This is a genomic window from Antarctobacter sp. (assembly GCF_048262615.1).
Lineage (GTDB): Bacteria > Pseudomonadota > Alphaproteobacteria > Rhodobacterales > Rhodobacteraceae > Antarctobacter.
The window spans coordinates 38,288-54,632 of the sequence record NZ_JBLXFB010000014.1 but is presented as its reverse complement, the minus strand read 5'-3'; the positions used below and the strand labels follow the sequence as shown (position 1 = coordinate 54,632).

Sequence of the window (16,345 nt, the reverse complement as noted above, 5' to 3'; positions counted from 1 at the left end):
CCCAACGCCACTCACACGACCCACATGCAACGCGCCCGCAATGCGGCACACCATGCCCCGCCACCAAAGAAAAACGGGCCCCCGAGAGGGGCCCGTTCGTTACCAAAATCTAAATTCGTCTCTGCAAGCCATTGAAGACGTTGCGTCACCCATGCCGCCACGCGTGGACAGATCAGCTCTCGCTGAGGGCGACCTTCATGTCCTTGACCTCATAGATGACCTCACCATCGGCCTCCACGATCCCGTCCGCGACCCCCATGGTCAGCCGCCGGGTCTGGATCGCCTTGGTGAAATCCACCTTATAGGTCAGCATCTTCCGGTCGGGCCGGACCATGCCCTTCAGCTTGACCTCGCCGACGCCCAGCGCATAGCCCCGCCCCTGCCAGCCACGCCAGCCCAGATTAAAGCCGGTCAGCTGCCACAGCCCGTCCAGACCCAGACAGCCCGGCATGATCGGATTGCCCGGAAAATGGCAGTCAAAGAACCACAGGTCCGGCGTGATATCGAACTCCGCCAGCACATGGCCCTTGCCGTGCAGGCCCGCATCGCCCGAAATCTCGGTGATCCGGTCCATCATCAGCATGGGCGGCTCGGGCAGCTGGGCATTGCCCGGCCCGAACAGGTCGCCGCGCGCGCATTTCAGAAGGTCGTCCTTGCCAAAGCTGGTGGGATAATCGGCCATTCAGGCGGGCCCCTTTCGCTGTCTCATATTCAAAACCTTGCCCCGTCTAGCACCCGCCCGATGCGCCATGCAAGAGCGCGACATGGCCGCGCGCATCCCTTTCAACCGGCCCGGAATGGCGAAACCGTTTGAAATTTGCCCGGCTGGCGCTTTATATACACGGTGAGCAGGCAACAGGGGACACAGATGATGTCCGAGGCTATGGAACGCGGAAAAGACTGGTTGGGACGCAGCGATCTGCGCCCCACGCGTCAGCGCGTCGCCCTAGCCGCTCTTCTGGTCGGCGACGGCAAGAACCGCCACGTCACCGCCGAAAGCCTGTTTGCCTCCGCCAAGGACAGCGGTGAACAAGTGTCGCTGGCAACCGTCTACAACACGCTCAAGGCCTTCTGCGAGGCAGGCCTGATGCAAGAGGTGACGGTGGACGGCTCGCGCAGCTATTTCGACACCAACACCCACGACCACCCGCATTTCTTCTGGGAGGATCAGGGCGCGCTGACCGACGCCCCGGCCGAACAGTTGCAGATCACCCGCCTGCCCGAAGCGCCCGAAGGGTCCGAGATCGCCTCGGTCGAGGTGGTCATCCGCCTGCGCCGCAAGACGACCGGCTGACCATCCGCCCATTCCCTGAAAACCTGGTACCCGCGGCCGGACTCGAACCGGCACGGCATATAGCCTGGGGATTTTAAGTCCCCTGTGTCTACCATTCCACCACGCGGGCCAGTGGCGCGAACATAGCCGTTGCGCGGGGGGTGTAAACCGCCCGGCGCGAAAGTTCCCCGATCAAAGATCGTCTCCCTCCGGCACTTCCAGCAGCGCCCGTTCCGGCAGCCACGGGTTCACCTCCAAAGCCGCACGCAGGGCCACCTGCGCCTCCTCCGTGCGGCCCATGGCAAACAGCGTCACCGCCCGGCCCGACAGCGCGCCAACGTGGCGGGGGTTCAGGTCCAGCGCGCGTTCCAGATCCGGCAACGCCGCCTCAAAATCCTCGCGCAGGAAGTTGACAAAGGCGCGCTGGTTGTAACCTTCGGCGTAAAACGGACAGTATCCGACCAGCGCATTCAGGCGTTCCAGCGCAAAGACAAAATCGTACCGGGCCCGCGCCCGCATCGCCTCGTCCAGCATCGACTGGCTGGGCTCATCCGGCGCATTGTCCCAATAGCCCCACATCTGGTTGGTGATCAGCCGCGCAGACATCTCATCCGGGGCCACCAGCAGCGCCTGATACAGCGGGTCCAACTCGGCGCGATGATCCGGGGCGGTGGGACACCCATCCGCCAGCAGCGGAGAGGCGAACATCATCAGAAAGGCAGCATGTCTCATGGGACAAGGGTGGCACGGCCAGCCGCCCGGTCAAGTCACATCCGCGATAACGTCTTCCTTGACGGCCTCCATCGCCACAAAGGTCGAGGTCGAAGACACCCCCGGCAGGGTCGAAACCTTTTCGGCCAGCACCTGCCGGTAGCTGGGCATATCCTGCGTACGGACCTTCAGCAGGTAGTCGAAATTGCCGGCGATCAGATGCGCCTGCTCGATCTCGGGGATGGACGCCACAGCGGCGTTGAACCGCGCCAGCGTCGCCTCGCGCGTGTCGATCATCCGCACCTCGACAAAGGCAACGTGATCAAGGCCAAGGCGGATCGGGTCCAGCACCGCGCGATAGCCCCGGATAAAGCCGGTTTCCTCCAGCCGTCGCAATCGTGTCTGGGTGGGCGATTTCGACAACCCGATACGGCGCGCCAGTTCGGTCACCGAAACCCGCGCCTCGACGGCCAGTTCGGCGAGAATCGCCCGGTCAAAGCGGTCGAGCCCAGAATCATCCGTTTGCATCGCCGAACCCCCGAAAACTCGGCCAATTCGACAAGCGTTCTGCCCACCTTCGGGCAAATCGCCTGCCTTTTCACGGATACATTACACGAAACGGTTTGGCTTGCGAAGCCGCCTGCCGCTTTCCCTTACAGTATGCCCCAGATCACGAAAGCCACAAGAATGCCCATGGACCAGATGACCGACCTGCGCGCCCGCATCGATGCGCTGACCTATGCGGATGAGGGCGAAACTCTGGCGCATTTGCGCAGCCGGGCCGCCCTCGATGTCGCCGCGCGCGGCGCGATCAGCACCCGCGCGGCGCAACTGGTCCGCGACATTCGCGGCAGCACCCGGCCCGGTCTGATGGAGGTGTTCCTTGCCGAATACGGCCTGTCGACCGAAGAGGGCGTGGCGCTGATGTGTCTGGCAGAGGCGCTGTTGCGGGTGCCCGACGCCGCCACCATCGACGCGCTGATCGAGGACAAGATCGCGCCGTCCGACTGGTCCAAGCATCTTGGCCATTCGACCTCGCCGCTGGTCAACGCCTCGACATGGGCGCTGATGCTGACCGGCAAAGTGCTGGAAGATACCAAGCCGGGGCCCGTCGGCCACCTGCGCGGGGCCATCAAACGTCTGGGCGAGCCGGTGATCCGCACCGCCGTGGGCCGCGCCATGCGCGAGATGGGCGCGCAGTTTGTCCTTGGCGAAAGCATCGAGGCGGCCATGAAACGCGGCGCAGCGATGGAGGCGAAAGGCTACAGCTATTCCTATGACATGCTGGGCGAAGCCGCCCGGACAGAGGCCGACGCCCAGCGCTATTTCGACGCCTACGCCCGCGCCATCACCGCCATCGCCACCGCCGCCAAATCGGATACGATCCGCGACAACCCCGGCATTTCGGTCAAGCTGTCGGCCCTGCACCCGCGCTATGACGAACTTCAGGCCGACACCGCCCGTGCAGCCCTTATTCCCCGTCTGCGCGCCCTGTGCCTGCAAGCCAAACAGGCCCGCATCGGCCTGAACGTCGACGCCGAAGAGGCCGACCGCCTGTCGCTGTCGCTGGACGTGATCGAGGACGTCCTGTCCGATCCGGCGCTGGCCGGATGGGACGGCTTTGGCGTGGTGGTTCAGGCTTACGGCCAGCGCGCGGGCGCGGTCATTGACTACCTGCACGCCCTTGCCGAACAGCATGACCGCCGGATCATGGTCCGCCTCGTCAAAGGTGCCTACTGGGACACCGAGATCAAGCGCGCGCAGGTTGCGGGGCTTCCGGGCTTCCCGGTGTTCACCTCGAAATCCAACACCGACGTCTCCTACATCGCCAACGCGCGCAAGCTGTTGTCCAAGACGGACCGCATCTATCCGCAGTTCGCCACCCACAACGCCCACACCGTCGCCGCCATCCTGCACATGGCCGACGACCTGAAGGCCTTTGAATTCCAGCGCCTGCACGGCATGGGGGAAACCCTGCACCGGCTGGTCAAGGACCAGAACGGCACCCGCTGCCGCATCTATGCGCCGGTCGGCGCGCACCGTGATCTGCTGGCCTACCTTGTGCGCCGCCTGCTGGAAAACGGGGCCAACTCCAGCTTTGTGAACCAGATCGTCGATGAGGATGTGGCCCCTGAGACCGTCGCCGCCGATCCGTTCAACGCAACGCCCGCGCAATCCCTGACCACCGGCCCGGACCTGTTCCAGCCAGAGCGCCCCAATTCGCAGGGCCTTGACCTGCGCCACCGCCCGACCGTCGCCGCGCTGGACACGGCGCGCGGCGCGTTTCGCGAAAGCCGCTGGAGCGCCGCGCCCATGGTCTGCGTCGACCTGCCTGCGGGCGCGACCGTGAGCATCGTCAACCCAGCCGATCCGTCGGATCAGGTCGGTGAGGTCACATGGGCCACCGCCGATCTGGCCCGCGCCGCCGCCGAAGCCGCCCAGCCTTGGGATGCCTCCCCGGCAGAACGCGCGCGCGTTCTGAACGCCGCCGCCGATCTATATGAGGCGCATCAGGCAGAAATCTTCGCCCTCCTGCACCGCGAGGCGGGCAAGAACATGCTCGACGCCGTGGCCGAACTGCGCGAGGCGGTGGATTTCCTGCGCTACTACGCAGCGCGCGGACAGGACGGCACGGATGCGCAGCTGGGCACAATGGTCTGCATCTCGCCGTGGAACTTCCCGCTTGCGATCTTCACCGGACAAATCTCCGCGGCCCTCGCCGCAGGCAACGCCGTGCTGGCCAAACCCGCCGAACAGACGCCGCTGATCTCTGCCCTCGCCTGCCGCCTGCTGGCGCAGGCGGGCGTGCCGTCCACCGCGCTGCAACTGCTGCCCGGTGCCGGAGACGTGGGTGCGGCGCTGACCTCTGCCCCGCAGGTCAATGGCGTCGCCTTCACTGGCTCGACCGAGACCGCGCAACTGATCCACCGCAGCATGGCGGCGCATCTCGCCCCCGGCGCGCCGCTGATCGCGGAGACCGGCGGTCTGAACGCCATGATCGTCGACAGCACCGCGCTGCCGGAACAAGCCGTGCAGGCCATCATCGAATCCGCATTCCAGTCCGCCGGTCAGCGCTGCTCAGCCCTGCGGTGCCTCTATGTCCAAGAGGACGTGGCCGAGGGCTTTCTTGAGATGCTCAAGGGCGCGATGCAGACGCTGGTCGTGGGCAACCCGTGGGACGCCGCCACCGACGTTGGCCCGGTCATCGACCTTGAGGCGCAGAACGGCATCCTAGACCATGTCACCCAGGCCTCACGTGAGGGGCGCGTCCTGCAACAGGTCGCCGTGCCCGCCACCGGCCATTTTGTGCCCCCGACCCTGATCCGCGTGAACGGCATCGCCGATATGGAGCGCGAAATCTTTGGCCCGGTCCTGCACGTCGCCACCTTCAAGGCGCGCGAGCTGGACAAGATCATCGACGCCATCAACGCCACCGGCTACGGGCTGACCTTTGGTCTGATGACCCGGATCGACGACCGGGTGCAGCACGTCACCACCCGTGTCGCGGCGGGCAACATCTACGTCAACCGCAACCAGATCGGCGCGATCGTGGGCAGCCAGCCCTTTGGCGGCGAGGGCCTGTCCGGCACCGGCCCCAAGGCGGGCGGGCCGCTGTATCTGGACCGCTTCCGCGCCCATCCCGCGCAGCGCAGCGATGCGACCTCCAAGGGCAAACACAATACCGCTGCCGTCATGGCGCGGCTGGCAGAGGCCAAATCCGCCCCCGCGCCCAGCCATAAGGACCTGCCCGGACCAACAGGTGAATCGAACGTACTGCACAGCCATGCCCGTCCCCCGGTGCTCTGCCTTGGCCCCGGTCTGGAACGCGCCTTGGCGCAGGTCGAGGCGGTGACGAAACTCGGCGGCGTGGCGGTCATCGCCGAATGCGCCACAGCCGATGCCCTGACAGAGGCGACAGGGTTCTCCGGGGCGATCTGGTGGGGCGACGATGCCTCGGCCCGCAGCTATCGTCAGGCGCTTGCCGCGCGCGACGGGGCGATCCTGCCGCTGATCACCGGTCTGCCGGATCAGGGCCACGTCCGCGCGGAACGCCACGTCTGCGTCGACACCACCGCCGCAGGCGGCAACGCCGCCCTGCTGGCCGGGCAGGACGGGTGAACACCACCGCCGCAGGCGGCAACGCCGCCCTGCTGGCCGGGCAGGACGGGTGAACACCACGGCGCAAGACCCGCTCAGGGTCTTGCGCCCCCCGGTTTTCGCGCTTGACCTCGCGCCACAGGGTGCCACTCTCGGCCCCATGTTCCCGATCCGTGATCACAACCCTTCGGGGCGCACGCCCTTTGTCACCTATGCGCTGATCGCGATCAACATCGCGGTCTTTCTCAGCACGCTTGACCTGAACCAATCGCCCCGCGCGCTGATGGCATTCTACGCCAATTACGCGCTGGTCCCGGCCTTCCTGTCCGAAGGTTATGGCTATTCCGGGCTGCTCACCTCGATGTTCCTGCACGGCGGCTGGATGCATATCGCCGGGAACATGCTGTTTCTCTACATCTTCGGCGACAACCTCGAAGACAAGATGGGGCACGCGGGCTTTGCGCTGTTCTATCTTGCCGCCGGTCTGGGCGCGGGGGTGATCCACTGGCTGGCCGATCCGTTTTCGGCCATTCCCACCGTGGGGGCCTCCGGGGCCATCGCCGGGGTCATGGGGGGCTACCTGCTGCTGTTTCCACGGGCGCGCGTCGATATCCTGATCATCCTCATCGTCATCTTCCGCGTCCTGCCGGTGCCCGCATGGCTGATGCTGGCGCTCTGGTTCGCCATGCAGCTTTTCGGCGGGTGGAGCGCGCCCGCCGATCAGGGCGGCGTGGCCTACTGGGCGCATGTGGGCGGCTTTGTGGTGGGTCTGGCGCTGACGGTGCCGGTCTGGCTGCGGCTGGGCGGGCCGCGCTTCTGGACGCGCACCCACGGCCTGCCGCCGCACCCCGAAACCCGCTATGCCACCGGGCGCAGCCGCGTGCCCCGCGTCCAGGGCCGCAAGAGCCACTCCCAAGTCCCGAGGATTCGCCGGAAATGACCGACACCCCTACCGACACCCATACCGCCACCTGCCACTGCGGCGCAGTCGAATTGCGCGTGCGCCTCTCGGACGGCACCAACACCGCGCGGCGCTGCGATTGTTCCTATTGCCGACGGCGCAGCGCGGCAGTCGTCTCGGCCCCGCTGGACGGGATCGAGGTGGTCAAAGGGGCGGAGAACCTGACGCTGTACAGCTTTGGCACCCACACCGCCCAGCATCATTTCTGCAAGACCTGCGGGGTTTACATGTACCATCGCCGCCGGTCGAACCCGAACGAATACGGTGTGAACCTCTATTGTATCGCGGGGATGGAGCCGACAGAGTTTGAACCGCTGGCGTGGCACGACGGCGTCAATCACCCGTCCGACACCTGAGGCGACAGCGGCCCCGTCCCGGACGTGATCCGGGACGCGGTCACAAATGCCTCAGTCGTCGCGCAGCAGTTTGGCGAAGCCTTTGAAGATATCGTTGTTGGCGCACAGGATGCTGCCGCTTTCCAGCGGGTCCTGCCCTTCGCGCACGCCCTCGATCAGCGCGCCCGCTTCCTTGGCGATCAGATAGCCCGCAGCGGCGTCCCAGATCTGCAACTCACGCTCCCAATAGCCCTCGTAGCGGCCCGCCGCCACATAGGCGAGGTCCAGCGCCGCAGAACCAAAGCGCCGCACACCGGCGCATTCCGGCATCACCCGCGCCAGATCCTTGAGCGTGGCAGGCAGGGTCCGCTTGGCGGCAAAGGGGATGCCGGTGGCAAAAACCGCCTCGATCATCTTGCGACGACCGGAAACGCGCAAACGCTTGGAATCGTTCAGCCAGGCCCCGGTGCCGCGCTCGGCATAGAACATCTCGTCCTTGGCGGCGTCAAAGACCACCCCGGCCACGATCTGCCCCTTGTGCTCCAGCGCGATCGAAATCGCCCAGTGCGGCAGCCCGTGCAGAAAGTTGGTGGTGCCGTCCAGCGGATCGACGATCCAGCGGCGGGTCGGGTCCTCACCGGGGGTCTCACCGCCCTCTTCGCCCAACCAGCCATAGGTCGGACGCGCGCCCATCAACTCTTCCTTGATGATGCGCTCAGCCTCGATATCGGCGCGGCTGACAAAATCGCCCGCGCCCTTCATCGAGACCTGTAGGTTCTCGACCTCGCGGAAGTCCTTGACCAGCGACCGCCCCGCCTTGCGCGCCGCCTTCATCATGATGTTCAGATTCGCGCTGCCCTGCATGGCTTGGCCCTTTTCTCAGGTCACAAAAAGCAATCAGGCCGCGCGTATACGCGGCCCGATCCTGCTTGCCAAGGGGCAGCCCGTCTTAGCGATAGACAACGCCCTTTTCACCGACCACCATCTGCGGCGTGTACGAACGACGCTTGTTGCCGGGGTGGTTGTAATACGCCCCCGCATTCGGCTTGCCACAGCAGACCACGCCGCCTGCCAGAACAGGTTGCAGTCCGGCAGGGCAATAATTCGCCGCCTTGTACTCATGCATCAGGAAGTTGGAATTCGGATCGTTGGTGCCGTCACCCATATACATGTCGCCCCAGGCAAAAGCCGAGGTCGCGCTCAGGGCGATCGCCGTGGCAGCGGCGGTCAAAATCAGTCGCATGTTGTCCCCCTAAAGACGAAGTAATATTTCTCAGGCTACCAATCCGCGCGCGCGAGTCAATTTTTTCGTGCGTTTTCGGAAGATTCTCCCGCTATCGGAGCACCACAGCCGCGCATCAGGCCGGATCTTCAGGCCGGATCTTCAGGCCGGATCTTCGGGTCCAGTGTCCTGCCAGTGGGCCCCCATGGCCACGATACAGGATTGCCCGGACGCATAGGCAATCACCATGGTCCAGTCGCCGTCCGGGTCAGTCCAGATCTCGACGACCTCTTCGGGGCTGCGCAACCCGCTGGCGCGGCGGGTGGTGCCAAGCTGCCGGGTCAGTTTGCCGGTCATCTGGTCAGTGGGCGCGCAGATCACCTCGGCGATGGGATTGGCCAGCGTGGGTCCGCCCGCCATTCCGAAACCAAGACACAGGGAGAAAAGCCATCTTGCCATGACCTGAACGTAACAGAGGCATGACAGTCGCGCGACAGGTTTTCGCCGCGCACGCCCGGTCACGTCCGCGTGTCGGGGGCTATTGCGCGCCCGGCGCGCAGGGCATCTTGGACTCACCAGACACCCAGCCCCGGAGACCGCCATGACCCGCCTCACCCGCCGCGCCACCCTTGGCCTTGGCCTCGCCGCGCCCGCCCTTTTGTTGACCGGACGCGCCGCACTGGCCGCCGAGCCGGAAATCTACGCCGAAGCCGGCATCGCCATCGACGGCTCGGACCCCGTTGCCTATTTCGCCGAAAACGGCCCGGTGCCGGGTGGAGCGGCGGATCACGACTGGAAAGGCGCCACATGGCGCTTTGCCACGCCGGAAAACGCCGCCGCGTTCAAGGCGGACCCGATGGCCTATGCGCCGCAATTCGGCGGCTATTGCGCCTTTGCCGCCTCGCGCGGGTATCTTGCACCGACCATCCCGGAGGCCTGGACCCTCCACAAAGGCCAGCTTTTTCTCAACGCCAATCTGCGCGCCCGCACGCTGTGGCTACAGGACATAGAGGGCAATATCGCCAAGGGCCGGGCCAACTGGCCGGGCATTCTTGGGTGATCTCACGAGCGCGGCACCTGCCCCGCCGCGACCAGCCCCAGCCCTCAGGGTGCGGACATGAGCAGCGCCCGCACGTCCTCCGGCGACAGGGGAAACAGCGAACGGCCCGCGTCGAATAGCTGCCGTCCGACACGTCGGAACGGAGAATGTTCTGTGTTTGCCATGGACCAGACATAGGCACCCTCCCGCCCGATCAAAAGGGGAAACACGCCACAGGGCCGCGACAGACCGACACCCGCTTACCGCGCGGGCGCAAGCAGCGCCCATCGCCCAAGACGGCATCACCGGGCAAACACCGCCCCGCGATCAGTCCTTTGTCAGCCGATCCGCCTTTTTGCGCACCAGCACGGTGCGCAGGTCGTGCATCGCCAGCAGCAGCGCGTCGGTCACCTGCTCCAGTTGCGCGGGCGTCGCCCGCGCCTGCGCCCATTGCGCCGTCAGGTTCAGGTGATCCACCGCACGGTGGATATCGTCCAGTTCCCGCATGGCCAGCAGCGCCTGACGCGCCTCCATCCATGCGTGGATTTCCTCCATCTCGCCCGCCGAGAGTTCCCGCTCGCCGTGCGGCTTGATCTCGCCCTTGTTGACGTTGACGACGGCGATCTGTTCCATCTCGATCCGCCGCTGGCGGTTCTCGGTGTCGACCCGGTAGACCATCGCGCCGTTCTCACGCACGCGAAAGTAGAACTCCGGCAGGTCCTGAGTCATGTCAGGCCCGCACAGAACCGCGCGATCCGGTCGCAGGCATCCGCCAGCGCCGCGTCCGAGGCCGCATAGCTGACCCGGAAATGCGGGCTGAGGCCGAAGGCCGCGCCAAAGACCACCGCAACGCCCTCTTCTTCCAGCAGCGCGGTGCAAAACGCCTCATCGCTGTCGATCTTTGCGCCCTTGGACGAGGTCTTGCCCAGACAACCCGCAACGGAGGGATAGACGTAAAACGCCCCTTCGGGCACCGCACAGGTGATCCCTGCGCAGCCATTCAGACGCGCCACCACAAGGTCGCGGCGGCGGGCAAACACCGCCGCCCGTTCCGCCAGAAAATCCTGCGGCCCGTTCAGCGCCTCGACCGCCGCCCACTGGCTGATCGAGCAGGGGTTGGTGGTCGATTGTCCCTGCACCTTGCGCATGGCCGCAATCAGATGTTCCGGCCCGCCCGCATAGCCGATCCGCCAGCCGGTCATCGCATAGGCCTTGCTGACCCCGTTGACCGTCAGCGTCCGGTCGTACAGCCCCGGCTCTACCTGCGCGGGAGAGACAAATTCGAATCCGTCATAGGCGAGGTGTTCGTACATATCATCCGACATCACCCAGACATGGGGGTGGCGCATCAGCACCTCGGTCAGCGCCTTCAGCGCCGCGCGGTCATAGCCCGCCCCGGTCGGGTTGGATGGCGAGTTGAAGATGAACCACTTGGTCTTCGGCGTAATCGCCGCCTCAAGCTGGTCCGGCGTGATGCGGAACCCTTCGGCCTCGGCCCCTTCGACGATCACCGGCTCACCGCCGCCCAGACGCACGATATCGGGGTAGCTGACCCAGTAGGGCGCGGGAATGATCACCTCGTCGCCGGGATTCAGGGTCGCCATCAGCGCGTTGTACAGCACCTGCTTGCCGCCGGTGCTGACGCTGATCTGCGACGGCGCATAGGTCAGCCCGTTTTCGCGCGCGAACTTGTCACAGACCGCCTGCTTCAACTCGGGGATGCCGTCCGGCGCGGTGTATTTCGTTTTCCCCGCCTCGATTGCCGCAATTGCCGCAGCCTTGATGGTGTCGGGCGTGTCAAAGTCCGGCTCGCCAGCGCCCAGTCCGATGACATCGCGCCCCGCCGCCGCCAGCTCACGCGCAAGTTGAGTCACGGCCACCGTCGGGGAAGGTTTCACACGGGCCAGCGTTTGCGACAGAAAAGACATGGGGGGCCTCGTTGTTTGAAACTCTGCCAGCCCTGTCATAGTTTGCGCCCGAACGGCGTTCAAGCGGCTTCGCCTGAAAGGAAAGACCATGAACGACACAACAGACTGGTACGGGCCCGAGACAGCGACTTTCGGGGATCGCCTCGCCGCGGCCCGCGAAGCGGCGGGCATGACGCAAGAGACATTGGCCAAGCGCCTTGGGGTCAAGCACAAGACCGTTCAGGCCTGGGAGGATGACGTCAGCGAACCGCGCGCCAACCGCCTGAACATGCTGGCCGGTGTGCTGAACATCTCGATCGTCTGGCTGATCACCGGTGAGGGCGACGGCCTGCCCGATCCCATGGATGAGGACGCTCTGACCCCCGACGTCAACGCCATCCTGACAGAGATTCGCGCCCTGCGCGGCCAGTTCCGCGCGCAGGCGGATAAACTGGGGCGGCTGGAAAAGCGCCTGCGCAGCGTGCTCAAGGAGAACGTCTGATCATGACAGCCGCGCCTGCCGAATCCCGTGAAACCCGTCTGCGGCGGTTGCACATGCGCTCGATGCGTCGCGGCACCAAGGAGATGGATATCCTGCTGATCCGCTTTGCCGGGGCGCGGCTGGACCAGATGGACGCCCCGGCGCTGGACGCCTACGAGGCGCTGCTGGAAGAAAATGATCAGGACCTGTACCAATGGATTTCCGGTCAGGTCCCGCCCCCCGAGGCGCACGCGCCGCTGGTGGCCGAAATCGCCCGAGTCGCCGCAAACGGTTGATCATGCGGAATGATTTTTAAAGTGACCCGCCGTCCGGGACCGCCTCACCGCTGTGAATCGGTCCCGGACGGATACCGCCTGCCCGGTAAGAATGGTTAATCAACCTACGGAAATCGCTAGAATTTTCCGGGTCTTCTCGTCGGTTTAACCCGATATTTGCGTTTATCCTTGAATGCTCCGTTGCAAAGAAAAACAGGCGGAGAACGAAATGAGCATTCATTCGTCCCTGAACCAGGGGCCAGGACAAGGCTTCATGTCGAGTTATCTGGATGCGTTGAGCCTGGTGGAACGACTCCACCGTTTGCTGCTCGACGTCATCAAGGATGAGTTTGAAAGGGTCGGCATCATCGATGTCAACGCGGTGCAGGCCCTCTTGCTGTTCAACATCGGTGAGAATGAGGTCACGGCGGGCGAACTGAAAAGCCGCGGCTACTATCAGGGCTCCAACGTCAGCTACAACCTCAAGAAGCTGGTCGAAATGGGCTATATGCACCATCAGCGCTGTGAGATCGACCGCCGCTCTGTCCGGGTGCGGCTGACCCAGCGCGGGCGCGAGATCAAGGATATCGTCGGTGAACTGTTCGCCCGCCATGCGGACGGTCTGCAAAACAAGGCGGTCCTCTCGGTCGACACCATAGATGAGATCACCACCTCGTTGCGTCGGGTCGAACGCTACTGGACCGACCAGATCCGCTACATCTACTGACCTGCGCCGCGGGTCCACCGGGCCGGCGTCCGCCTTTGGGACGGCGGGCGGGGCGCTCCGCCCCGCGCAAGCGCCCAGACGCCGCCGCGTCGGTCCATCAGCGCGCTGAGACGGCCAGCACCTGCAATTCGCGTTTCAGCTTGCGCACCATGGCCGCCTCGAAGGCCTCAAAGCCAAGGGCCGTCTCGACAAAGGCCTCTGGCCCCGCGATCACATAGGCCCGGTAGTACGACGCCAGCGCGCCGATCCCGTCCGCATCCGCCGATGCGCCGATCACCAGCCCGTTGATCGTGATTCCTTTGGGGCGCACGTCCTGCGGGCGCGGCCCCGTGTTCGACATCCCGTCGCCGGACAGGTCCAGCACCCGCCGCCAACAGCCCGCCTGTTCGGCCAGCAGGCCCGCGCCAAACCCCTTGGCCGCGCCAAGGGCGGTCGACTGCTCCATCGGCATCCGCGCCGTGCCGCGCAGCCGCGCCGCGATCCCCGCCACATCCGCCGGACCCACGACACTCTGCCAGGGCACAACCAGCCGCTGCGCGCCCGGTCCGCTCCATTCGAACACCGCCAGCGCCACCGGCACGTCGGGCATCGCCAGAAAGGCCGCGACAACCTCGGGGTCTTCCAGCGCGCCCGCCAGCCCGTCCAGTTGCAGCCGGTATTCCCGCGCATCCACCGATCCGGACACGTCCAGCCCCAACGCCAGCGCCTGACGACAGCCCGCCTCGGCGCCCGCGCCCCAGAGCGCGCACAGCGCCAAGGCCATCAGCCCCCTCATCCCGGCCCCGCCGTCGCATCCGGCACAGCACCCACGATCCGGTCATGGATTTCGCGGTACAGCTTGCGGATCATCGCCCGCTCATAGCCCTCATAGCCCTGCGCGGTCTCGATAAAGGCCCCCGGTCCGTGCAGCACCTCGAATTCGAAATGATCCACCACCGACGGGTCCGCGCCCAGCACCGCCAGCGCGTTCACCGTGACGCCGCCAAAGGGAAAATGCCGATACGCCAGTTGCGGCCAAAAGCCGTCGTTGGTGATGCCGTCGCCCGATACGTCGATCACCCGCCGCTCACAGTCTGGCGCGGCTTCCATCAATGTCGCCCCAAAACCCAGCGCATAGCCCAGCGCGGTGGGATAGCGCCGATAGGACCGCTCGACCGACCGCAGCCTTGCGGCCACCTCGGCAATGTCCGCGGCGCTCGACATCAGGACCCAGTCCTGAATGACCTTCGACTGACGCCGCCCGCTCCACTCATAGGCCGCCAGCGCCACGCCGCCGCCGCCTTGCAGGATCGCGCCCTGCACATCGGGCGACATCAGCGCCGCCGCCAGCCCGTCACGCTGCAAGACATATTCGGCCTCGTCGACCGAAGACGACACATCCAGCGCCAGCAACAGCGCCAGCCGACAGGCCGCCTCTGCCCCGGCCGGAAACAGGGCCGCCCCAAGGGCGACCCCGAGACGGACCAAACCGGTCACCAGTGTCCCGTGTTGCCCATGCTGGTCCATGGCTCCGCCGGGGCCAGCGCCTCACCCTGCTGCAACAGTTCGATCGACACGTTGTCGGGAGAGCGGACAAAGGCCATCCGCCCGTCACGCGGCGGGCGGTTGATGGTCACGCCATTGTCCATCAGGTGCTGGCAGGCCGCGTAGATATCGGGCACCGAATAGGCAAGATGGCCGAAATGCCGCGAATCGGACGGCAACCCGTCGTCGCCGTCCCAGTTATAGGTCAGCTCGACCGGGCAGTCCTCCTGTCCCGGCGGGGCCATGAACACGAGCGTAAAGCGGCCCGCCTCGCTTTCGTTCCGGCGGGTCTCTTTCAGACCCAGCAATGCGTAAAACGCCATTGAGGCTTCGAGGTCCTTCACCCGGACCATCGTGTGCAGGTACTTGACTGCCATGTGCTTCCTTCCGGCAAACGCCGTCATTCAAAAGACCGATTTCAGACCCAGCCGCAGGTCGGTGCCGCGGGTCTCGTAGATGGTATAATTGGAACTTCGGTCGCGGAAGGAAACCCCGATCTCGGGGGCAAAGCCATAGTAATCGAAGTCCGGCAGCAGCACGTTCACCGAAACCGACAGTTCCGCGTCCCGCCGCGGGGTCACCCAAAAGCTGGACGGCCCGCGGTCATAATCGGTGACCTCCCATGCCAGCGTCACGCGCGGCAACATGCCTTTGACCGGCTTGCCCAGCCCGTAACTGATCGCCGCGCGGGCGCTTTCGCGCGCCACCAGCCGCGACCCGGACGCCGTGTCCGTCATCTGCAAATCCAGCCCCAGCGCCGCCTTGCCGAACCGTCTGGTCAGCGTCACGCCGATCTCGCGGGTCTGGTTGTCGCGCAGGCCCACGTCATGACGCACCTCGGTTTCATAGGCAAAGCGCGCCACCCCGGTCAGCCCCGGCATCAGCATCCGGCCATAGCTGAGGTCCAGCCGCGCGGCATCCGCATAGGGCACGCCGCCCAGCCAGTGCCGCGACAGGGACAGGTCCGATTTGCCCAGCCACGACCCGTCCGCCGCCCGCGCCTCATAGCCAAGGCTCAGCGCCAGCGCGTCCTGCCGGTAATCGCCGTTGCGGATTCCCGGCACCTTGTCGCGCGCGGCGCTGGAAAAGCGCACGCGCTGCATCTCGACCGAGGCCCCAAGGTTCAGCCGCCGGGTCTCGCTCAGCGGCACCCGCCGCAGATAATCCGCCGCAAAGACAAAGCGTTCGCCCGACAGCGGCACCGCCGAAGGGTTCACAAACGGCAGCCCGCCAAAGGTAAAGCTGTTGCTCTTGGGGGCCCCGTTCAGGTTGTCCGAAGGCTCCACCGACATATCCAGCGACAGCCGCCACGGCGTCTGCCGCCGCACATGGCGAAAATCGCGCACCGCCGCCGCGCGCAATTGCTCATCCGGGGCGATCTGCGCCGCGCGCCGCAGCCACAGCTGCGCCGCCCCCGGTTGCCCGCCGGTGGACCGCGCCTGCGCCATCAGCAGGGCGGCAAAGAACCGTGACCGTTCATCATCGCTTTGGGCAAAGGCCTGCCGCGCCGCTGTGGCCGCCTCTTGCGGGCGGCCAAGCGCCCGCAGCGCGCGGGATTTCATCATCAGCGCCTGCGTGTCCCCCGGCGCGCCCAGCAGCACGCCATCGGCCAGCACCAGCGCCAGCTCCGCCTGCCCCGCCATCAGCGCCCGCGCCGCAGCGCCGCGCGCCTCGTCGAGGCTCATCCGGACCTCGTCGGCCTGCGCGGTCAGCGGCGTCAGCCCCGCCGCGCACACCGCCAACGCCAGCCACCGGGCGGTCCGAAGAAGGCACGCGCCAAGGCGCATCGCTG

20 protein-coding genes and 1 tRNA gene are annotated in these 16,345 nt (G+C 65.8%); 8 read left to right on the top strand and 13 right to left on the bottom strand.

Annotation, left to right across the window (positions count from 1 at the left end):
- Positions 1 to 172 precede the first annotated feature (172 nt).
- Entirely contained in the window at positions 173 to 682 is a 510-nt protein-coding gene (gene fabA, locus ACN0S5_RS15475) for a bifunctional 3-hydroxydecanoyl-ACP dehydratase/trans-2-decenoyl-ACP isomerase (RefSeq protein ID WP_417209628.1), read from the bottom strand.
- 186 nt (positions 683 to 868) lie between these two features.
- On the opposite strand from fabA, the gene irrA reads away from it, so the two are divergent.
- Positions 869 to 1,294, top strand: a complete 426-nt coding sequence (gene irrA / locus ACN0S5_RS15470) for an iron response transcriptional regulator IrrA (protein WP_323766785.1) — start codon at positions 869 to 871, stop codon at positions 1,292 to 1,294.
- 24 nt (positions 1,295 to 1,318) lie between these two features.
- On the opposite strand, the gene ACN0S5_RS15465 is transcribed toward irrA, so the two are convergent.
- The 3 genes from ACN0S5_RS15465 to ACN0S5_RS15455 form a co-directional block, all read right to left on the bottom strand.
- Positions 1,319 to 1,403: transfer RNA gene (locus tag ACN0S5_RS15465), tRNA-Leu, on the bottom strand.
- Between the two features lie 62 nt (positions 1,404 to 1,465).
- Positions 1,466 to 2,005 (bottom strand): tetratricopeptide repeat protein, encoded by a 540-nt coding sequence (locus ACN0S5_RS15460; RefSeq protein WP_417209627.1) that lies wholly within the window; start codon positions 2,003 to 2,005, stop codon positions 1,466 to 1,468.
- A 30-nt stretch (positions 2,006 to 2,035) separates the two neighbouring features.
- Complete coding sequence (locus ACN0S5_RS15455; RefSeq protein ID WP_417209626.1) at positions 2,036 to 2,512, bottom strand: Lrp/AsnC family transcriptional regulator; 477 nt, start codon at positions 2,510 to 2,512, stop codon at positions 2,036 to 2,038.
- 159 nt (positions 2,513 to 2,671) lie between these two features.
- On the opposite strand from ACN0S5_RS15455, the gene putA reads away from it, so the two are divergent.
- The 3 genes from putA (at position 2,672) to ACN0S5_RS15440 (ending at position 7,399) form a co-directional block, all read left to right on the top strand.
- Positions 2,672 to 6,103: a bifunctional proline dehydrogenase/L-glutamate gamma-semialdehyde dehydrogenase PutA gene (gene putA, locus ACN0S5_RS15450; RefSeq protein WP_417209625.1), complete on the top strand. Its 3,432-nt coding sequence runs from the start codon at positions 2,672 to 2,674 to the stop codon at positions 6,101 to 6,103.
- A 139-nt stretch (positions 6,104 to 6,242) separates the two neighbouring features.
- Positions 6,243 to 7,022, top strand: a complete 780-nt coding sequence (locus tag ACN0S5_RS15445; RefSeq protein ID WP_417209624.1) for a rhomboid family intramembrane serine protease — start codon at positions 6,243 to 6,245, stop codon at positions 7,020 to 7,022.
- The gene (locus ACN0S5_RS15440) at positions 7,019 to 7,399 is read left to right on the top strand and encodes a GFA family protein (protein WP_417209623.1); all 381 of its coding nucleotides are present in this window, start codon (positions 7,019 to 7,021) and stop codon (positions 7,397 to 7,399) included. The genes ACN0S5_RS15445 and ACN0S5_RS15440 overlap by 4 nt, the downstream gene beginning before the upstream one ends.
- A 51-nt stretch (positions 7,400 to 7,450) precedes the next feature.
- On the opposite strand, the gene ACN0S5_RS15435 is transcribed toward ACN0S5_RS15440, so the two are convergent.
- The 3 genes from ACN0S5_RS15435 to ACN0S5_RS15425 form a co-directional block, all read right to left on the bottom strand.
- Entirely contained in the window at positions 7,451 to 8,242 is a 792-nt protein-coding gene (locus tag ACN0S5_RS15435) for an inositol monophosphatase family protein (RefSeq protein WP_323766799.1), read from the bottom strand.
- A gap of 85 nt (positions 8,243 to 8,327) precedes the next feature.
- The gene (locus ACN0S5_RS15430) at positions 8,328 to 8,621 is read right to left on the bottom strand and encodes a hypothetical protein (protein WP_417209621.1); all 294 of its coding nucleotides are present in this window, start codon (positions 8,619 to 8,621) and stop codon (positions 8,328 to 8,330) included.
- A 141-nt stretch (positions 8,622 to 8,762) separates the two neighbouring features.
- Complete coding sequence (locus ACN0S5_RS15425; protein WP_417209620.1) at positions 8,763 to 9,059, bottom strand: hypothetical protein; 297 nt, start codon at positions 9,057 to 9,059, stop codon at positions 8,763 to 8,765.
- Positions 9,060 to 9,201: 142 nt separating this feature from the next.
- Here ACN0S5_RS15425 and ACN0S5_RS15420 point away from each other — a divergent pair, with 142 nt between their 5' ends.
- Positions 9,202 to 9,660, top strand: coding sequence for a YHS domain-containing (seleno)protein (locus ACN0S5_RS15420; protein WP_417209619.1), 459 nt, complete (start codon positions 9,202 to 9,204; stop codon positions 9,658 to 9,660).
- Between the two features lie 306 nt (positions 9,661 to 9,966).
- Here ACN0S5_RS15420 and ACN0S5_RS15415 read toward each other — a convergent pair whose 3' ends face one another.
- Both ACN0S5_RS15415 and ACN0S5_RS15410 read right to left on the bottom strand, forming a co-directional pair.
- A complete protein-coding gene (locus tag ACN0S5_RS15415) occupies positions 9,967 to 10,368 on the bottom strand; it encodes a hypothetical protein (RefSeq protein ID WP_417209618.1) in 402 nt (133 codons plus the stop codon).
- The gene (locus ACN0S5_RS15410; protein ID WP_417209616.1) at positions 10,365 to 11,567 is read right to left on the bottom strand and encodes a pyridoxal phosphate-dependent aminotransferase; all 1,203 of its coding nucleotides are present in this window, start codon (positions 11,565 to 11,567) and stop codon (positions 10,365 to 10,367) included. Before ACN0S5_RS15410 ends, ACN0S5_RS15415 begins: the two co-directional genes overlap by 4 nt.
- 88 nt (positions 11,568 to 11,655) lie before the next feature.
- Here ACN0S5_RS15410 and ACN0S5_RS15405 point away from each other — a divergent pair, with 88 nt between their 5' ends.
- The 3 genes from ACN0S5_RS15405 (at position 11,656) to ACN0S5_RS15395 (ending at position 13,029) form a co-directional block, all read left to right on the top strand.
- A complete protein-coding gene (locus ACN0S5_RS15405) occupies positions 11,656 to 12,048 on the top strand; it encodes a helix-turn-helix domain-containing protein (RefSeq protein WP_417209615.1) in 393 nt (130 codons plus the stop codon).
- A gap of 2 nt (positions 12,049 to 12,050) precedes the next feature.
- Complete coding sequence (locus ACN0S5_RS15400) at positions 12,051 to 12,323, top strand: succinate dehydrogenase assembly factor 2 (RefSeq protein ID WP_417209614.1); 273 nt, start codon at positions 12,051 to 12,053, stop codon at positions 12,321 to 12,323.
- A 208-nt stretch (positions 12,324 to 12,531) separates the two neighbouring features.
- The gene (locus tag ACN0S5_RS15395; protein ID WP_417209612.1) at positions 12,532 to 13,029 is read left to right on the top strand and encodes a MarR family winged helix-turn-helix transcriptional regulator; all 498 of its coding nucleotides are present in this window, start codon (positions 12,532 to 12,534) and stop codon (positions 13,027 to 13,029) included.
- A 97-nt stretch (positions 13,030 to 13,126) separates the two neighbouring features.
- On the opposite strand, the gene ACN0S5_RS15390 is transcribed toward ACN0S5_RS15395, so the two are convergent.
- From ACN0S5_RS15390 to ACN0S5_RS15375, 4 genes are read right to left on the bottom strand one after another with little or no spacing between them, the layout of a single operon-like run.
- On the bottom strand, positions 13,127 to 13,792 hold the full coding sequence (locus ACN0S5_RS15390; protein ID WP_417209610.1) for a DUF1194 domain-containing protein: 666 nt from the start codon (positions 13,790 to 13,792) through the stop codon (positions 13,127 to 13,129).
- A gap of 8 nt (positions 13,793 to 13,800) precedes the next feature.
- A complete protein-coding gene (locus ACN0S5_RS15385) occupies positions 13,801 to 14,508 on the bottom strand; it encodes a DUF1194 domain-containing protein (RefSeq protein ID WP_417209694.1) in 708 nt (235 codons plus the stop codon).
- Positions 14,502 to 14,930, bottom strand: a complete 429-nt coding sequence (locus tag ACN0S5_RS15380) for a VOC family protein (protein WP_417209609.1) — start codon at positions 14,928 to 14,930, stop codon at positions 14,502 to 14,504. Before ACN0S5_RS15380 ends, ACN0S5_RS15385 begins: the two co-directional genes overlap by 7 nt.
- 27 nt (positions 14,931 to 14,957) lie before the next feature.
- Complete coding sequence (locus ACN0S5_RS15375) at positions 14,958 to 16,340, bottom strand: surface lipoprotein assembly modifier (protein ID WP_417209607.1); 1,383 nt, start codon at positions 16,338 to 16,340, stop codon at positions 14,958 to 14,960.
- Between the last annotated feature and the right edge of the window lie 5 nt (positions 16,341 to 16,345).